Here is a 17,052-nt window from a genome sequence, read left to right on the forward strand (position 1 = left end):
GAAGGCGGACATGCTGCGCATCAGCGATACGGTGGCAATCCAGGATTGGGAGCTGACGGAGCAGTTCACCCGGTCATCAGGGCCCGGAGGGCAGAACGTCAACAAGGTCTCGACCGCCGTGGAACTGCGCTTCGAGGCCGAACGCTCGCCCTCGCTGAGCGCGCCAGTGAAGACGCGCCTGCGCCGTTTGGCCGGGCATCGCTGGGTCGGAGAGGAGGGCTCGGGCGCCGTCCTGATCCGCGTGGAGGAAACCCGCCATCAGGCCCGCAACCGAGAGATCGCCCGCGACCGGCTGACCGAGCTGGTGCGGGCAGCGCTGGTGGCGCCCAAGCGGCGGGTGCCTACCAAGCCCACGATGGGCAGCGTGCGGCGACGGCTGCAGGCCAAGGCTAAGCGGTCGGAGGTGAAGGCCGGGCGGAGCGAGCCGCTGCCCGGCGAGGACTGAGTTACGTGAGGCGGTCTAGACCCGCACCGCGCGCCGCGCCTGCTCTCCCACCCCGAAGACGCGCTTGTAACGTTCGACCTGATCCTTGGGGCCCATCGCCTTTTCGGGGTTGTCCGACAGCTTCACAGTGGGGCGGCCATCCGCCTCGACGGCCTTGCAGACCAGGCTGAAGGGCGCCAGCGCATCGCCGTCTACCAAGCCGGCAAAGTCGTTGGTCAGGAGCGTCCCCCAGCCATAGGTCGCCTTGACCCGCCCGGCGAAGCGGGCATGGAGCGACTCGATCTCCGCCACGTCGAGGCCGTCGGAGAAGACGATCAGCTTCTCGCGCGGGTCCTGGCCGTGGGCCGTCCACCAGCGGATCGCGGCTTCGGTGTTCTCGACCGGATCGCCCGAATCGATGCGGATGCCGGTCCACTCGGCCAGCCAGTCTGGCGCGCGGTCGAGAAAGGCCTTGGTGCCATAGGTGTCGGGCAGGATGACGAGCAGATTGCCGTCGTGCTCCTCCTGCCATTCCTCCAGCACCTTGTAGGGCGCGCGGGCCAGCTCCTCGTCGCTGTCGGCCAGCGCGGCATAGACCATGGGCAGCTCGTGGGCATTGGTGCCGATGGCCTCCAGGTCGCGCTTCTTGGCGATGAGGCAGTTGGAGGTGCCGACGAACTTGTCGCCCAGCGCCTCGATCATGGCCTGCACGCACCAGTCCTGCCACAGGTAGCCATGCCGGCGTCGCGTCCCGAAATCCGCAAGCCGCAGGCCGGGGATGCGCTTGAGCCGCTCGCCCTTTTCCCAAACGCGGGTCATGGCACGGGCATAAAGCACCTGCAGTTCGAAGCGCCCCATGTCCTTGAGGACGGCGCGCGACCGCAGCTCCATAATGACGGCCAGCGCCGGGATCTCCCACAGCATGACCTCGGGCCAGGCCCCTTCGAAAGTCAGCACGAACTGGCCGTCCTGCCGTTCGAGGTGATAGGGCGGCAGGCGAAGGTTTTCGAACCATTCCATGAACTCGGGCGAGAACATCTGCCGCTTGCCGTAGAAGGTGTTTCCCCGCATCCAAGTCGATTCGCCACGGGTGAGCGACAAGCTGCGGACGTGGTCGAGCTGTTCGCGCAACTCGCCCTCGTCGATCAGCTCGGCGAGCCGTACGTTGTGGGACCGGTTGATGAGCTGGAAGGTGACCTGCGTGTCGGGCTTGTTGCGAAAGACCGACTGGCACATCAGCAGCTTGTAGAAGTCCGTATCGATCAGCGACCGGACGATGGGGTCGATCTTCCAGGTGTGGTTGTAGACCCGTGTTGCAATGTCGATCATCGCGCCACCACCACGCCAGCCTCGGTCCAGCCCGCATGGGCGGCGCCCAGGCTGCCCGACAGGTCGATGGCGCGGGTCAGATTCTCGCGCACGGTGACCCGAAACCCGAGGCGGGCCCCGTCGAGGGCCGAGAAGTTGACGCAGAAATCGGTCGCGAGGCCCACGAGGGTGACGGTGTCGATCCCCCGCTCTCGCAAGTATCCCGCAAGGCCGGTGGGCGTGGCATGGTCGTTCTCAAAGAAGGCCGAATAGCTGTCCACGCCGGGCCGGAAGCCCTTGCGGATGATCAGGTCGGCATCGGTGCGCAACCCCGGATGGAACGCCGCCCCTGCCGTGCCCTGGACGCAGTGGTCGGGCCAGAGCACCTGATGGCCGTAGGTCATTTCCACGGTCTCGTAGGGCTCGCGTCCCCAGTGCGACGAGGCAAAGGACGAATGCCCTGCCGGGTGCCAGTCCTGGGTCAGGATCACGGCGGGAAACTCGGCCATCAGGGCGTTGATGCCGGGGACGATCTCGTCGCCTCCGGGCACGGCCAGCGCGCCACCGGGGCAGAAGTCGTTCTGGACGTCGATGACGACGAGGGCCTCGTTCGCGGGGCGCATGGCGTGTCTCCCTCCCCATGGCGTGTCAGCCATGGGTAAGGAGGGCGCCAGGGGCGGTCAACCGCCCCCGTCAGGTGTCGAGATGCGCGACCGAGAGGGCGTTCTGTTGGATGAACTCCCGGCGCGGCTCCACGGCGTCACCCATCAGGCGCGAGAAGATGTCCTCGGCCTCGGCCACGTCGTCGATACGGACCTGCAGGAGGGTGCGGGCATCGGGGTCCAGCGTGGTTTCCCAGAGCTGCTCGGGGTTCATCTCGCCTAGGCCCTTGTAGCGCTGGAGCGAGAGACCCTTTTCCCCTTCGGCCAGGATGGCCCGCAGGAGGTCGAGCGGCCCGAAGATCATCTGGCTCCGGTCCTTGCGGACCAGGGTGGCTGGCTTGTCGTAGGTCTCGGCCAGGGTGTCGCTGTGGGCTCCGAGGCGGCGGCTTTCCCCGGACCGCAGCATGGCCCCGTCCAGGGTGCGCAACTCCTCCACGCCGCGCAGGACGCGGCTGAGGCGGATGCCCTTGTCCTGGGTGACACGGCCGCGCCAACCCTTTTCGTACTCGAGTGCGATCAGGTCGAGCCGCTGCGCCACGGTTTCGGCCACGCCCTGCAGGTTGGCGTCCACCGCCCCCGTCCGGAATGCCCCGGCGATGGCGGCCTGTTCCAGGATGTGCCGTGGGTAATGGGTCGGATAGGCGTCGAGGCTGCGCCGGACGGTCCGCGCTTCCTCGACGACGCGGAGAAGGTCCTGGCCCGCGATCTCGGCGCCGGTGCCAAGCCGCAGCACCGCCCCTTCGGTCCCCTGCTGGATCAGGTACTCGTCCAACGCGGCCTGGTCCTTGAGGTAGACCTCGGACTTGCCACGGGCGACTTTATACAGCGGCGGCTGCGCGATGTAGAGGAAGCCGCCCTCGATCAACTGCGGCATCTGGCGGAAGAAAAACGTGAGCAGCAGCGTGCGAATGTGCGCGCCGTCCACGTCGGCGTCCGTCATGATGACGATCTTATGGTAGCGCAATTTGGAGATGTTGAACTCGTCCCGGCCGATGCCGGTGCCGAGCGCCATGACCAGGTTGCCGATCTCCTGGGAGGACAGCATCCGGTCGAAGCGCGCCCGCTCCACGTTCAGGATCTTGCCCCGCAAGGGCAGCACGGCCTGGGTCCGCCGGTCCCGTCCGGTCTGGGCGCTGCCGCCAGCCGAGTCCCCTTCGACCAGGAACACCTCGGTCTTGGACGGGTCCTTCTCGGAGCAGTCCTTGAGCTTGCCAGCCAGGTAGTTCACGTCCATCGCCGTCTTGCGCCGCGTGAGCTCACGCGCCTTGCGGGCGGCTTCGCGGGCCAGCGCGGCCTCGATAATCTTGCCGACGATCATGCGGGCGTGCTGCGGGTTCTCTTCGAACCAATCGGCGAGCCGTTCGCCCACAAGGCCCTCGACCGCAGGGCGCACCTCGCTCGACACCAGCTTGTCCTTGGTCTGCGAGGAGAACTTGGGGTCGGGCACCTTGACCGACAGAACGCAGGTCAGCCCCTCGCGGGCGTCGTCGCCGGTGAAGTCGATCTTCTCGCGCTTGGCGATGCCGCTGTCCTGCGCGTATTTGGTGATCGTCCGGGTCAGGGCGGTGCGGAAGGCCGAAAGGTGGGTGCCGCCGTCCCGCTGGGGGATGTTGTTGGTGAAGGGCAGCACGGTCTCGTGGTAGGAGTCGTTCCACCACATTGCGACCTCCACCCCGATCCCGCCCCGCTCACCGGCGATATGGATGGGCTCGGCCATGGCAGAGGCCTTGCTGCGGTCAAGATACTTCACGAACTCCTTAACGCCGCCCTCGTAGAACAGCTCCGAGCGGAGAGGCTCGGCCGGGCGCTCGTCCTCGAGGAGGATGCGGACGCCGGAGTTCAAGAACGCGAGCTCGCGCAGGCGCGCTTCCAGCGTCTTGAAGCTGTAGTCGAGGTTGGTGAAGGTCCCGTCCGGCCGGTTCGTCTTGGCAGAGGCAAGGAAACGCACCTCGGTGCCCTTCTCACCCGGCTGGGCATCGCCCTCGATCCGGAGGGGGATGGCGGTGTCGCCGTTCTCGAAGCGGGCGTAATGCTCCTTGCCGTTGCGCCAGATCCGCAGGTCGAGCCAGTCGGACAGCGCGTTCACCACCGACACGCCCACGCCGTGCAACCCGCCCGAGACCTTGTAGCTGTTCTGGTCGAACTTACCCCCGGCATGGAGCTGGGTCATGATGACCTCGGCCGCCGAGACGCCTTCCTCCGCGTGGATGTCCACGGGGATGCCGCGACCGTTGTCGCGCACCGAGACCGAGTTGTCGGCGTGGATCTTGACCTGAACGGCGGTCGCGTGACCGGCCAGCACCTCGTCGATACCGTTGTCCACGACCTCGTAAACCATGTGGTGAAGGCCCGACCCGTCATCGGTATCGCCGATATACATGCCCGGGCGTTTCCGCACGGCATCCAGGCCCTTGAGAACCTTGATGGAATCGGCGCCATAAGCGGCGGCCGCAGCGGTAGCGTCGGACATGGGAAAAAGCCCTTCTGAAAGTCGTCCATCTTATAGGGGGGGGAGGGGGGAATGTCACCCCTTCGACCCTTGCAAATATGGGGTTTTCGGGCCGGATTACCACCCCCGCACGCCCTCACAGGAGGGGGATCAGGCACCCAACAGTGACAAGCAGACCGCCGGCCACGAGATTGGTCCGCCGGATGGCCTCCGGCGACGACAGGATGGCTCGCGCCCGCCCCACGACCAGCGCGAGCCCCAGGTTCCCCAGGAGCGGGACCGCGCCCGATACCATCAGGATCGCAACGATGTCGGGCCAGGTCAGCCGTCCCACATCAAAGAAGCCGGGCAGCATGCCCATGTAGAAAAGGATCGCCTTGGGATTGCCCAGGATGGCGAGCATGCCGGCCAGGAACCCCGCCGACCTGCCCGGCCTCGTGAGGCGCGAGTCCTCGCCCGGGGGCCTCCCCGCGCCGCGGATCACCAGGACGCCCATGAGGATGAAGGTCGCGGCCGCAATCCAGGTCATGGCAGCCAGGAAGCCGCCCCAGACGGACAGGATCCAGGTCACACCCAGGATGGCGCACAGCGGCCAGAGCAGGTCGCCCAGCGTCACGCCCACCGCAAGCGGCCAAGCCGCCCCAAAGCCGCCCGACAGCGCCCGCGCCGTCAGCGCAACCCAGACCGGCCCCGGGGTGAGCCACAAAAGCCCCACCGCCCCGGCATACAGCGCAAGATGGGCGGCCGAGACAGTCATCCGGCCGGCAGGGTCAGGCTGCCATCGGGTCCGAGTGGCCAGAACGGGTTCATGGCCAGTTCCCAAACATGCCCGTCTGGATCGGCGTAGTAGCCCGAATAGCCGCCCCAGGCGGTGGCCTGCGGCACCTTGATCGGCTTGGCCCCGGCCTGAGTCGCGCGCTGCCAGGCGGCATCCACGTCCTCCTCGGTCGCGAAGTTCTGGGCCAGCGTTACGGCCCCCGTTCTTAGCTCGCCCACAGGACGGTCCATGTCGTCGGCCAGATCATCGAGCCCAAAGAGTGCCAGCGCCGCGCCGTGCATCTGGTAGAAGGATACCCGCTCCTGCTCCTCTGCGGGGCTCCAGCCCAAAGCGCGGTAGAAGGCACGGGACCGCGTCAGGTCGCGGACGCCAAGCGTGATCAAGGTCACGCGTTGCTCTGGCAGCAGATGATGATGGGTCATGGCGCGCTCCGTTGGGTCAGTTGCGTGGCGCCGCCCTCATCGGCGGCTTCCCAATACTGCGCCCGATTCCCCAATTCGGTGAAGAGCGCGGGTTCCGTACCTGTCATGAAGGCCTGGAGGCCTAGCCCGCAGACCTCGTCGTAGAGCGCCGCCCGCCGGCCGGGATCGAGATGCGCGGCCACCTCGTCCAGCAGCAGGATCGGCGCGGTCCCGTCCTCGCCCAGCGCGCGGGCGTTGGCGAGGATGAGAGATACCAGCAAGGCCTTCTGCTCCCCGGTGGAGCAGTCGCGCGCGGGCACGCCCTTGGCGGTCCAGACCGCATCGAGATCGGCGCGATGCGGGCCCGCGAGGCTCCGCCCAGCGGCCATGTCGCGCCAACGCCCCCGCTCCAGGCTGGCCGCGAACTGCTCCTCGGAGGCGGGCAGCGGGTCCTCGGGATAGACGATGGCCAGGGTCGCGGCGGGAAAGGCCGTCTCGGCCCGGGCCTGCGCGGCCATGAGACGGGCGAGGGTCACCTCGCGGTTCTGGGCCAGTTGCGTTCCGGCCTGCGCCATCTGCCCTTCCAGTGCCGCATACCAGTGGGCGTCGCGCGAGCCGTCCTTGAGCAGGCGATTCCGCTCGCGCATCGCCTTTTCGTAGGCAAGGGATGCTTCGCCATGGTCGGGAAAGAGGCTCAGGCAGGCCCGATCCAGGAAACGCCGCCGCCCCTCGGCCCCCTCCAGCCAGAGCCTATCCATGGCCGGCACGAGCCAGAGCACGGGGATCAGCCGGGCAAGGTCGAGCTGCGCGGCGGCCTTGCCGTCGATTCGCACCGTCCGGGGTTCGCCCGGAAGGGCCTGGGTCTCGACCTCGTGGGTCGTGCCCGGCACCTCCAGGCTGGCCGCGACTTTCCAGCCCACGCCCTCGGCCCGTCGTCCCACCTCCTCGGCCCCGGCGCGACGCAGCCCCCGGCCGGGGGACAAAAACGAGACGGCCTCAAGGAGGTTGGTCTTGCCCGATCCGTTCGGTCCCCAAAGCGCGACGGGACGGCCGTCGAAATCCAGCCGCGCACGGGCGTGCGACCGGAACTGCGACAGGCCGAGGTGCTGGATATGCGGCCGGCTCACACCCGCATCGGCATCACGACATAAAGGGCAGACTGGTCGTCCCCTTCACGCATCACGGTAGGGTCGCCCGAGGAGTTGAACAGGAACACGGCGTTCTCGCGGTCCACCTGATGCGCGATCTCGAGCAGGTACTTGGCGTTGAAGCCGATCTCGAGCCGGTCGTCGCCATAGGCCACTGCCAGTTCCTCCTCGGCGGTGCCCTGGTCGGGGGCGTTCACCGACAGGATCAGCCGATCCTCGTCGAGGTTCAGCTTCACGGCGCGCGAGCGTTCCGATGACACGGTCGCCACCCGGTCCACGGCCTTGGCGAACTCCTTGGCATCGACCTCCAGGCGCTTGGCATTCGCCTGCGGAATCACGCGGGTGTAGTCCGGGAAGGTGCCGTCGATGACCTTGGAGGTCAGCGTGATGGTTGGCGTCTCGAACCGGATCTTGGTCTCCGAGACCGAGACCTTGATCACGGCCTCATCGTCGTCGAGCAGCTTGCGCAGCTCGGCCACGGTCTTGCGGGGGACGATCACGCCGGGCATCCCGTCCGCGCCGTCCGGCAGGTCGGCGTCGATCCGGGCCAGCCGGTGGCCGTCGGTCGCGACGGCGCGCAGGACGTTCCGGCCCTCCGCGCCCTGAGAGACATGGAAGTACACGCCGTTCAGGTAATAGCGCGTCTCCTCGGTGGAGATCGCGAACTTGGACTTGTCGAACAGCCGGCGCAGCAGCGGCGCGGGCGCTTCGAAGGTCGTGGTGTAGTCGGGCGAGGCCATCTGCGGGAAATCCTCGACCGGCAAGGTCGAGAGCTGGAACGTCGATCGCCCCGCCTCGATGGTGAGCCGCCCGGGCGCGCCCTGGGTGGAAAGCGTCACCAGAGCCCCGTCGCCCAGCTTGCGGACGATCTCGTTCAGCATCAGCGCCGCCACGGTGGTCGCGCCCTTCTGGTCGATGCGGGCCGCGGCGCGGTCCACGACCTCGACGTCGAGATCGGTGGCGCGGAACCGGACGGCATCGCCCTCGGCCTCGATCAGGACGTTGGCCAGGATCGGGATGGTGTTGCGGCGTTCGACCACCGACTGCGCCTGCGCCATGGCCTTGGAGAGAACGGTGCGCTCGATGCTGAATTTCATGGTCTCTCTTCCTGTCCCTCAGGCCGATGCCGGGACGCGAAACCTACAAGTTTCCAAGGCTGGCTCAAGAGGGATCAGGACTCCAGGGCGCGGCGCAGCAGATCCAGGTCGTCGGCGATCTGCGAGTCGATGCCCATCAGCTCCTCGATCTTGCGGACCCCGTGGATGATCGTGGTGTGGTCGCGCCCGCCGAAGCGGCGGCCGATATCGGGCAGCGACCGGCTGGTCATGGTCTTGGCCAGGTACATGGCCACCTGGCGCGGCCGGGCAAAGCTGCGCAGCCGCTTGGGCCCGATCAGGTCCGCCAAGCGGATGTGGTAATGCTCGGCCACCTTGCGCTGGATCTCCTCGACCGAAACCTTGCGGTCCGAGGCACGCAGGACGTCGCCCAGGCAGTCGCGGGCGAGATCCAGGGTGATCTCCCGCCCCACGAGGCTGGCCTGCGCGCACAGCCGGGTGAGCGCCCCTTCCAGCACGCGTAGGTTCGAGGTCACGCGGGCCGCCAGGAAGTCCAGCACGCCCTCGGCAATCCGCAGCGACGGATCGGCGGCGCGCGCCACGGCGACCTTGGACTGGAGCACGCCCAGACGCAGCTCGTAGTCAGCCGGGTTCACCTGGACCACGAGCCCGGACTGGAGCCGCGAGGTCACCCGCTCCTCCAGGGCCGCGATCTCGACAGGGGAACGGTCGGCGGTGAGCACGATCTGCTTGCCCTGGTCCACTAGCGCGTTGAACGTGTGGAAGAACTCCTCCTGCGTGGAGTCCTTGCCGGCGATGAACTGGATGTCGTCCACCATCAGGACGTCCACCGCGCGGAAGACCTGCTTGAAGTCCATCATCTTGCGGTCGCGCAGCGCCGTCACGAAGCGGATCATGAATTGCTCGGCCGAGAGGTAGAGGACGCGGGCCTGCGGGTTCCGCGCCCGCATCTCGTGGGCGATGGCCTGCATCAAATGGGTCTTGCCCAAGCCCACGCCGCCATGAAGGAACAGCGGGTTGAAGCCCACCGCGTTGCCCTCTGCGATCCGCCGGGCGGCGGCATAAGCCAGTTCGTTGGACTTGCCGACCACGAAGCGGTCGAAGGTCAGGCGCGGATCGAGACGCATCGTCTCCTCGGCGGCGGCGGGCTCGGGATGCGCAGCGGGGGCCGGAGCCTCGGCCAGGGCCGTCGCGGCCTGCGGAATCGCACGGCCCTGCGGCGTGAAGATCAGCCGAGTCGCGGGGGCGCCGGCCTCGTCCAGGACGGCCAGGATCGCTTCCTGGAAGTTGCGCGCGACATAGGAGCCCAGAAAGGCCGTGGGTACAGTCAGCGTGGCGACGCCACCCTCGATCGAGGCGAGCCGCAGGGGCGAGATCCAGCTCTGGAAGCTGCCTGTGCCCACCCGTTCCCTGAGTGTCGCGCGGCACCGCGTCCAGAGCGCGTCCACGCTCTCGTCGCCGTCCGCATGCATCGTCCCGAAGCCCGCGCCGTCGGCCATGTCATCGTCCTCGCATCGAGCGGACCAAAGCCCGCCGGTCCCCCAGGACCTCGCCTCGTTTCACGTCCGAGTCGACCTGGGGGCATGATGCAAGGCATCGCACCCGCCCGAGAGGACGGCGTGCGGTGACGGAGGCCGCATGGCAGCGCAGCCCCACCCTTCCCGATCAGCGCGACGAACCACGGACGAACCTGGCAGGGTCCGCCCTTGGCCCTTGCGCCGCCCTGGCAGGGGCGGGGGCAAGGAGATGCCGCGCCGATCCCTTCATTCCCCCAGGAACGATCGGAATCGCAGGGGACAAGCTAGCAAGCTCGTGAGGTCTCGCAACCGAACAACTTGCTTGACGCCCGAGTCAGCGGATTCGAATCGCGGTTGGCCAAGTCGGTCTTCTGCGACTCCTCAGGATTCACTCGAGTGGCGTCACAGGCTTGTGACGGAGTCGCCCGAGGCGCGAAATTTTCTGTGGATCGGCTGGAACCGGCTCAGCCAGGGTCTGGACAAACGAAAAGGGCGCGCCCTGGGGCGCGCCCTTTCGATGCCGCGAGTCGCTTCGACTCAGACGGTCGCAGCCGAGGCCGCGCCGGTCGCCTTAACACGGGCGGACAGGCGGGACATCTTGCGAGCGGCGTTGTTCTTGTTGACCACGCCCTTGGTGACGCCACGCATCAGCTCGGGCTGAGCCTGGCGCAGCGCCTCGCGGGCGGCGGCGTTGTCGCCGGAGGCGATCGCCTCCTCGACCTTACGCAGGAAGGTGCGGATGCGTGAACGGCGCATCTTGTTGATCTTGAAGCGAGCCTCGCTTTGGCGGGCGCGCTTTTCGGACTGAGGCGAATTGGCCATGATATGTCGTCCCGCGGCAGGGGTTGGAATTCTTGAAGCCGCGTCCCTAGACGGGAAGTGGATAAGTGTCAACCGGCTCAGGTCTGGCACTGGGGGCAATAGTAGCTTGACCGACCGGACTGGACGATCCGCTCGACGGTCCCGGCACAGCCCTCGGTGCGGCAGGGCTGCCCCGCCTGATCATAGACCCGGAAGGCGTGCTGGAAATAGCCGAGCTCCCCATTCGCCTGCCGATGATCCCTGAGCGAGGAGCCTCCGGCCTCGGTGGCCTCCTGCAGCACCTGCCGGATGGCCCGAACGAGCACCTCCAGGTGGTCCGGCGGGATGGTGCCCGCCGCCCGTGCCGGATGAAGGCCAGCCCGGGCCAGGGCCTCGGAGACGTAGATGTTCCCCAAGCCCGCCACGATTCCCTGATTGAGCAGCGCGGCCTTGACCGGAGCGGCCTTGCCTTTGAAGGCCCGGGCCAGAGTTTCGGCCGAGAAGCCGTTCCCCAGGGGCTCGGGCCCGATCGCCCGCAGCAGGCGGTGCCCCGCGAGGTCCCCGGACGGCCAGAGATCCATCGCCCCGAAGCGCCGCGCGTCGTTGAAGGTCACGCGGGCCCCGCCCTCAATGTCGAGCACCACATGGTCGTGCGGCCCGGGCCCGGCGCCCACGTCGTGGTGGAACTGTCCCAGCACCTGCCCGCCAATCAGCATCCGGCCCGACATGCCCAGATGCACGATCAGCGTCTCGCCCCGGTCAAGGTCCAGGAGCAGGTACTTGGACCGCCGGCCCAGGGCCGTGACGCGCGCGCCCGTCAGGCGCTCGGCCATCCGCTCGGGAAAAGGCCACCGCAGATCCGGCCGACGCACCTCGGCCCGCTCGATCCGCCGGCCTTCCATCACGGGCAGAAGGCCGCGGCGCACCGTCTCGACCTCGGGCAGCTCGGGCATCGGAGAGTCCTTTCCTGGCGGGTTCGTCCCCTATAAGGAACCGGTCGCGGGGGCCTGCAAGCCTTGGCAAGTCACGATGGCGCGCCACCCTCCCGCGCGGATCCCGAAGCGAGCCCTACACCATGCCGGACGACACCCGAAGCGACGCCGACACCCACTTCGGCTTCGAGACCATCCCCGAGGCCGAGAAGGCGGGCCGCGTTCGGGGCGTCTTCACCTCGGTCGCGTCCCGCTACGACCTGATGAACGACCTGATGAGCGGCGGTCTTCACCGGATCTGGAAGGACGCAATGCTTGACTGGCTTGCGCCGCGACCGGGGATGCGCGGGCTCGACGTCGCGGGCGGCACGGGGGATATCGCCTTTCGCATCCTGCGCCGCGCACCCGGAAGCCGTGTCACCGTGCTCGACCTCACCGAATCCATGCTGGTCGAGGGGCGCCAGCGGGCCGATGCCCTGTCCTTCGGCGACCGGCTGGACTGGGTGGCGGGGGACGCCATGGCGCTTCCGTTTCCCGACGCCAGCTTCGACACCTACACCATCTCCTTCGGCATCCGGAACGTGACCCGCCCGGATGCGGCGCTGTCCGAAGCGTTCCGCGTCCTCCGCCGGGGCGGTCGCCTCATGGTGCTCGAGTTCTCGCGCGTGCCGGTGCCCCTGCTGGAGAAAGCCTATGACCTTTACTCCTTCAACGTCATCCCGGCGATGGGTCAGGCCGTGACCGGCGACCGGGCGAGCTACCAGTATCTTGTGGAGTCGATCCGCCGCTTTCCCGATCAGGACAGTTTCCTCTCCATGATCCGCGCGGCGGGATTCGCGAACGCCAGCTACCGCAACCTGACGATGGGCGTGGCCTGCCTCCATTCCGCCTGGAAGGTCTGATGCGCGGACCGGTCAACATCCTTCGCCTGATGCGAACGGGGGCCACCTTCGAGCGGACCGGGGCCATGACCCAGATCCTCGATGCCCTCCAGGCGCCGCCCCTACTACGGAGCATCCTGCGCGGCGTGATCTGGCCCTTCCGCTGGATGGGCTACCCTGGCGATCCGGCGATGCCGCCGGTGACGCGGGCGATCACAGCGCTCGGCCCCGCCTATGTCAAGTTCGGGCAGATCCTGTCCACCCGCCCCGACATCGTGGGCGAGAATCTCGTTCACCAGCTCCGGATCCTGCAGGACCGCCTGCCGCCTTTTCCGACGTCGGTGGCCCGGGCTGCTGTCGCCGCGGACCTCGGCCGCCCGGTGGACCAGCTCTTTTCCGAATTCTCGGAGCCTGTCGCCGCCGCGTCCATTGCCCAGGTTCACCGCGCCCGGCTGAGGGCCACCGGCGAGGAGGTCGCGGTCAAGGTGCTGCGCCCCGGCATCGAGCGGGCCTTCCAGCGCGACATCGACGCCTTCCGTTTCGCCGCGCGCACGCTCGACCTGTTTCTGCCCTCGGCCCGACGGCTTCGTCCAAGCGATGTCATCGCGCATTTCGAGGGCGTGGTGCGGGGGGAACTCGACCTCCGGCTGGAAAGCTCCGCCGCCTCCGAGTTCAAGGACAACACCGCCGACGATGCAGGCTTCCGGGTCCCGTCCGTGCGCTGGGGCTACTCGGCCCGGCGAGTGATGACGCTGGACTGGGTCGAGGGAATCGGCGCTGCGGATGTGGAGGCGATCCAGGCCCAAGGCCACGACGCGGCGGCGCTGGCGCAGCGCGTGCTCCAGCTCTTCCTGCGGCATGCGCTCCGGGACGGCTACTTCCATGGCGATATGCACCAGGGCAACCTCAAGGTCGATGCGGCCGGGAACCTCGTGGCCTACGACTTCGGCATCATGGGTCGGATCGACGAATACACGCGCCGCGTTTATGCCGAGATCCTGATCGGCTTCATCCGCCGAGACTACCGTCGCGTGGCCGAAGTCCATTTCGAGGCCGGCTACGTGCCTCCCGACCGCGACGTGGACCAGTTCGCCCAGGCGCTCCGCGCGGTGGGCGAGCCCATCTTCGGCATGGACGCGTCCCACATCTCCATGAGCCGGCTCCTCGCCTATCTGTTCGAGGTCACGGAGCGATTCGGTATGCAGACCCGGACCGAGCTGATTCTTCTCCAGCGCACCATGGTGGTGATCGAGGGGGTGGCGCGGACGCTCGACCCCAAGATGAACATCTGGGACTCCGCCCGTCCGGTTGTCGAAAGCTACATCCGCGACGCCCTAGGCCCCAAGGCCTTTGCTCGTGACCTGGCCAGGACCGCCTGGATCCTCGCGCGGTTCTCGCCCCGACTGCCCGAGCTTGCCCGCGCGGGCCTGATCCGCACCGCGACCCCGCCGCCGTCCTGGCGCCCCGGCCTCTTGGCCGCCGCTTTATACATGGCGGCCGGCGCTGCCCTAGTCGTGCTTGGCGGCTTCCTTTCCGGAGTCGTTTGAAAGGCTCCGGAACAGGTCGGACCCGTCCTACGCGACTGTCCGCCTCCCCGGCTGAGGCACGGCACGAACACGTGGCCCGTGCCCACGCCGTAGGGGCGGCACTGGCGTCGGAGCGGCGTCAGCTACCCTGACGAAGGGCCGTGACGCTGCTGGTGGGCACCAAGGCCCCGCCCTGCATCACGAGGACCGTCTTGCCGCCCTCGGCACGCACCTCTGTCACGGTCGCGTAAAGCTCGGCCTGCTCCGTCAGGAGAGCCTTCCCCTCGGCATCCTTGCTGACCACCTCGAAGCTGTAGAACCCCTTGGGGAGCGGGGCACCGTCCTTGCCCACGCCGGCCCATTCGATGGGCTCGGCGGATACGGGGATGTCGCTGCGGGCGACCTCCTTCCCCTGGGCGTCCTTGACGATCAGCTCCACGGAATCAGCGGTGGCCAGCGGATTGGGGGACAGCGTGACGGGGGCGCCGTCGAACCAAGCAGGCATGGCGGCCCGCGCTTCCTGGCCAACCCATCCGGCCATCTCGGCCAGCCCCGAAAGCGCCATCTGGCCCGACAGGCTGCCCAATAGTTCGTTCGTCTTCACCTGCTGCTCTACGCCCGAGAACGTGGCAAGCTGCACCGCGTAATCCGCCGAGTCGATGGGATCGAGCGGGTCCTGGTTCTGCATCTGCACCGTGAGCATCTTCAGGAAGGTATTGAAGTCGTTGGGGGCCGCCACCGCAGGGGCGGGCGCAGCCGTCCCGGATGGGGTCGCCTGCGGGACGGTGGTGGGCGTGGTGCTGAAGCTCGTGGGGTCCACTGGATTCTCCTAGAAGCGCAGATCAAGCGCCCCGCCCGCGTTGCGCGTGCGTGGGGCGGGGGTGTCGGACAAAGGCAGGACCGAGGTGGCAGCAACGGGACCGGAGGCACCGGCTGCTGCTTCGCTCCCCCGCCGCCCCGGATGAGACGTCTCGCGGCCAGCCGCCGAATCGCCACCGCCGATGGACACGCCAACCTGGCCAAGCCCTTCCTGCCGCAGTTCCTGACGCAGGGCCTCCACATGCCGGCGCATGAGGTCAGCCGTCTCGGGCCGGGCGGCCTCGATGACGATGCGCAATCCGGCCTCGCTCGTCTCCACGCTGAGCCGTAGGTGGCCCAGCTCTTCGGGCGCGAGGTTGAACTCGGCTCGCCCGCCGCTCCGCAGAACGGGCTGGGCAGCGATCTGGCGGCCGATCCGGCGCACGGTCGGTGCCCCGTCCGATGGAGCCGACGTCCTGAACTCCCCGGCGTCGGTCGGCCGGACCGTCTGCATCCCAAGCGCCGGATCGTCGCGCGAGGTCGCCTGGTCGGCCCGAGGCAACCCGCGCTCGCCTCCCGCCTTGTCCGATCCGTCCTGCGAGGCCCCGGCCCTGCGTGCCTCTCCGACGAGCTGCCGGAACGACACTGCTGCCGCCTCGACGGTGTTCCCGCGAGCCTCCGCCAACCCCGTGCGCTTTGTCTCGGTCGCCTTGGACCGTCCTGTGTCCGGGGATCGCGGCTCCGGTGAGGGCAGGCCGTCCGCCCTGGGCATGGCAGGCGCCGGCGGCGATGCGCTGTTCGCCCCTCCCCGAACTGTGGCCAGGGCTCTCGGCTCCGGCATGGGTGGAGGACTGTCCATCTTGGATATCGCGGCAGCGCCTTCCGCCCCGCTCTGCCCCGCCGCCGCGGCGTAAAGCCTGGCAGCGTCAGGGGTCGCCTCTCGCTTCGATGGGCCAACGCCCGCTGGCGCCGGTTCATGCATGATCTTGGGCTGCCCGGAGCCGAAAGATCCGTCCGGACCGCCCGGAACCTGCGGACGCGAGGCGACGTCCCCTGCGGGTGGGGCGCCCACAGCCGTGCCGGGCTTGGCCTCGACCGGCAGCACGGCCCCCGCAGGCTGGGGATCCGGGTCGGACACATCCTCCCCGATCAATCCGCCTTCGGGCACCGTTGCTGGGGCAGGCGCGACAACGGGCGCGGACCCAGCGGGCATGGCGACATTGGCCAGTACTGCGGAGGACAGACCCGTTTCCTGGCCCGCGCCCGGAGCACGGGCCGGTGCCCGCGGGGGTGGCTGGACCTCGCTCTGTGGAACGGACGCGCCGAACAGGCCCAGAATCGCCAGCAGACCATCCTGCGGCTCGGCCTCCTCACCCTCCTCGGGCGGCACGATCTCGGACTCTGGCGGCGCCTCGGCGTCCTGAACGACGGCGGTTCCGCGTGGTGCCGCCTCGGACGGCGCATCCACCAGCGCGGCAAAGCCCGGCTCCTGCCGGACCGCTCCGCCGTCGCGCGCCGTGACGGGGCGCTGCGGCGAGCCCAAGGCCATGCTGGCCCCGGCGATTCCGTCTGTCATCCGAATCGTCCCTTCTGCAATCGCGGCCAGCATCGCGCGGGATGCTTACGAATCCTTTACGCTCCTGGATGATCCTGCCCGCGACCCCGAAGCCGAGGATGCCATGATCACAGCCCTGCCCTCCGCCGGCCCGACCGCCCCGGACGCGACCCGCGACCGAGAGGCCCGCCTGCGCGAAGCCGCGATCCAGCTCGAGGCGGGGTTCCTCAAGCAGATGCTGTCCGAGGCGGGCCTGGGCCGCGCCCCCGCTGGCCTCGACGGCGGCGCGGGCGAGGATCAGTTCTCCTCCTTCCTGCTCGACGCCCAGGCCCGCCGCATGGCCGAGGCGGGGGGAATCGGCCTGGCCGAGTCGCTCTTCGAGGCGCTCAAGGCCCGCGATCATGGTTGACGCCCCCGCCCTCGCCGCCCTGCTCGAGGAGGAGCGGCGCCTGATTCTCGACGGGAGCTGGGGCGACCTCCAGGCCCTGGCCCAGCACAAGGCCGCGGGCCTTGACGCGCTCCGACACGCCGAGCCCGAGGAGTTGGCCCCCCTGGCCCGCTCCCTGTCCCGCAACCAGGCGCTGCTCGCCGCCGCGATCGAAGGCGTGCGCGAGGCGCTGCGCCGCCGCGCCGCCCTCGCCGCCGCGCGCAAGGGCCTCGTGACCTACAACGCCCAAGGCACGCGGGCCGAGGTGCCCGTGGCCCCCCCACGGATCGAACGCAAGGCCTGACCCCTTAAAGGCGACCCACAAGCGCCCGGCGGTGCCAACGCATCGCCGGGCGCTTGGCGTTTCAA

General features: G+C 68.5%; 17 protein-coding genes. 5 read left to right on the forward strand and 12 right to left on the reverse strand.

Translation table 11 applies throughout. From position 1 onward, the window contains the following. The first annotated feature begins 10 nt into the window (after window positions 1–10). A complete protein-coding gene (arfB, locus tag FHG66_RS05085) occupies window positions 11–445 on the forward strand; it encodes an alternative ribosome rescue aminoacyl-tRNA hydrolase ArfB (RefSeq protein ID WP_139075635.1) in 435 nt (144 codons plus the stop codon). 15 nt (window positions 446–460) lie between these two features. On the opposite strand, the gene pncB is transcribed toward arfB, so the two are convergent. The 10 genes from pncB to mutM form a co-directional block, all read right to left on the reverse strand. After that, a complete protein-coding gene (pncB, locus tag FHG66_RS05090; RefSeq protein WP_139075637.1) occupies window positions 461–1,753 on the reverse strand; it encodes a nicotinate phosphoribosyltransferase in 1,293 nt (430 codons plus the stop codon). Next, window positions 1,750–2,355 carry a bifunctional nicotinamidase/pyrazinamidase gene (pncA, locus tag FHG66_RS05095; protein WP_139075638.1) on the reverse strand — a complete coding sequence of 202 codons (606 nt, stop codon included), beginning with the start codon at window positions 2,353–2,355 and terminating at the stop codon, window positions 1,750–1,752. The genes pncB and pncA overlap by 4 nt, the downstream gene beginning before the upstream one ends. Before the next feature lie 70 nt (window positions 2,356–2,425). Beyond that, window positions 2,426–4,864, reverse strand: a complete 2,439-nt coding sequence (gene gyrB / locus FHG66_RS05100) for a DNA topoisomerase (ATP-hydrolyzing) subunit B (RefSeq protein ID WP_139075639.1) — start codon at window positions 4,862–4,864, stop codon at window positions 2,426–2,428. A gap of 115 nt (window positions 4,865–4,979) precedes the next feature. Continuing rightward, complete coding sequence (locus tag FHG66_RS05105) at window positions 4,980–5,600, reverse strand: LysE family translocator (RefSeq protein ID WP_139075640.1); 621 nt, start codon at window positions 5,598–5,600, stop codon at window positions 4,980–4,982. Next, window positions 5,597–6,025 carry a VOC family protein gene (locus FHG66_RS05110; protein ID WP_139075800.1) on the reverse strand — a complete coding sequence of 143 codons (429 nt, stop codon included), beginning with the start codon at window positions 6,023–6,025 and terminating at the stop codon, window positions 5,597–5,599. The genes FHG66_RS05105 and FHG66_RS05110 overlap by 4 nt, the downstream gene beginning before the upstream one ends. 14 nt (window positions 6,026–6,039) lie before the next feature. Further along, window positions 6,040–7,149, reverse strand: coding sequence for a DNA replication/repair protein RecF (recF, locus tag FHG66_RS05115; protein ID WP_139075642.1), 1,110 nt, complete (start codon window positions 7,147–7,149; stop codon window positions 6,040–6,042). Further along, window positions 7,146–8,267, reverse strand: coding sequence for a DNA polymerase III subunit beta (gene dnaN, locus FHG66_RS05120; RefSeq protein ID WP_139075644.1), 1,122 nt, complete (start codon window positions 8,265–8,267; stop codon window positions 7,146–7,148). Before dnaN ends, recF begins: the two co-directional genes overlap by 4 nt. A 74-nt stretch (window positions 8,268–8,341) precedes the next feature. After that, window positions 8,342–9,718, reverse strand: a complete 1,377-nt coding sequence (dnaA, locus tag FHG66_RS05125) for a chromosomal replication initiator protein DnaA (protein ID WP_139075801.1) — start codon at window positions 9,716–9,718, stop codon at window positions 8,342–8,344. Between the two features lie 582 nt (window positions 9,719–10,300). Then, complete coding sequence (gene rpsT, locus FHG66_RS05130; RefSeq protein ID WP_139075646.1) at window positions 10,301–10,585, reverse strand: 30S ribosomal protein S20; 285 nt, start codon at window positions 10,583–10,585, stop codon at window positions 10,301–10,303. Between the two features lie 77 nt (window positions 10,586–10,662). Continuing rightward, complete coding sequence (gene mutM, locus FHG66_RS05135; protein ID WP_139075649.1) at window positions 10,663–11,517, reverse strand: bifunctional DNA-formamidopyrimidine glycosylase/DNA-(apurinic or apyrimidinic site) lyase; 855 nt, start codon at window positions 11,515–11,517, stop codon at window positions 10,663–10,665. A gap of 122 nt (window positions 11,518–11,639) precedes the next feature. Between mutM and ubiE the strand changes: the two genes are divergently transcribed. Both ubiE and ubiB read left to right on the forward strand, forming a co-directional pair. Beyond that, window positions 11,640–12,398, forward strand: a complete 759-nt coding sequence (gene ubiE, locus FHG66_RS05140; protein WP_139075651.1) for a bifunctional demethylmenaquinone methyltransferase/2-methoxy-6-polyprenyl-1,4-benzoquinol methylase UbiE — start codon at window positions 11,640–11,642, stop codon at window positions 12,396–12,398. Then, the gene (gene ubiB / locus FHG66_RS05145; protein ID WP_139075653.1) at window positions 12,398–13,924 is read left to right on the forward strand and encodes a 2-polyprenylphenol 6-hydroxylase; all 1,527 of its coding nucleotides are present in this window, start codon (window positions 12,398–12,400) and stop codon (window positions 13,922–13,924) included. The genes ubiE and ubiB overlap by 1 nt, the downstream gene beginning before the upstream one ends. Window positions 13,925–14,042: 118 nt before the next feature. Here ubiB and FHG66_RS05150 read toward each other — a convergent pair whose 3' ends face one another. Further along, entirely contained in the window at window positions 14,043–14,723 is a 681-nt protein-coding gene (locus FHG66_RS05150) for a flagellar hook capping FlgD N-terminal domain-containing protein (protein ID WP_139075655.1), read from the reverse strand. Window positions 14,724–14,732: 9 nt separating this feature from the next. Continuing rightward, window positions 14,733–16,277: a flagellar hook-length control protein FliK gene (locus FHG66_RS05155; RefSeq protein ID WP_176556133.1), complete on the reverse strand. Its 1,545-nt coding sequence runs from the start codon at window positions 16,275–16,277 to the stop codon at window positions 14,733–14,735. Between FHG66_RS05155 and FHG66_RS05165 the strand changes: the two genes are divergently transcribed. Both FHG66_RS05165 and FHG66_RS05170 read left to right on the forward strand, forming a co-directional pair. Further along, entirely contained in the window at window positions 16,249–16,665 is a 417-nt protein-coding gene (locus FHG66_RS05165; RefSeq protein ID WP_425471701.1) for a rod-binding protein, read from the forward strand. The two genes, FHG66_RS05155 and FHG66_RS05165, sit on opposite strands and share 29 nt — an antisense overlap. After that, window positions 16,658–16,987 carry a flagellar protein FlgN gene (locus FHG66_RS05170; protein ID WP_139075660.1) on the forward strand — a complete coding sequence of 110 codons (330 nt, stop codon included), beginning with the start codon at window positions 16,658–16,660 and terminating at the stop codon, window positions 16,985–16,987. The genes FHG66_RS05165 and FHG66_RS05170 overlap by 8 nt, the downstream gene beginning before the upstream one ends. The last annotated feature ends 65 nt before the right edge of the window (window positions 16,988–17,052 follow it).

The sequence above is a fragment of the Rubellimicrobium rubrum genome (assembly GCF_006152115.1).
Taxonomy (GTDB): domain Bacteria; phylum Pseudomonadota; class Alphaproteobacteria; order Rhodobacterales; family Rhodobacteraceae; genus Rubellimicrobium; species Rubellimicrobium rubrum.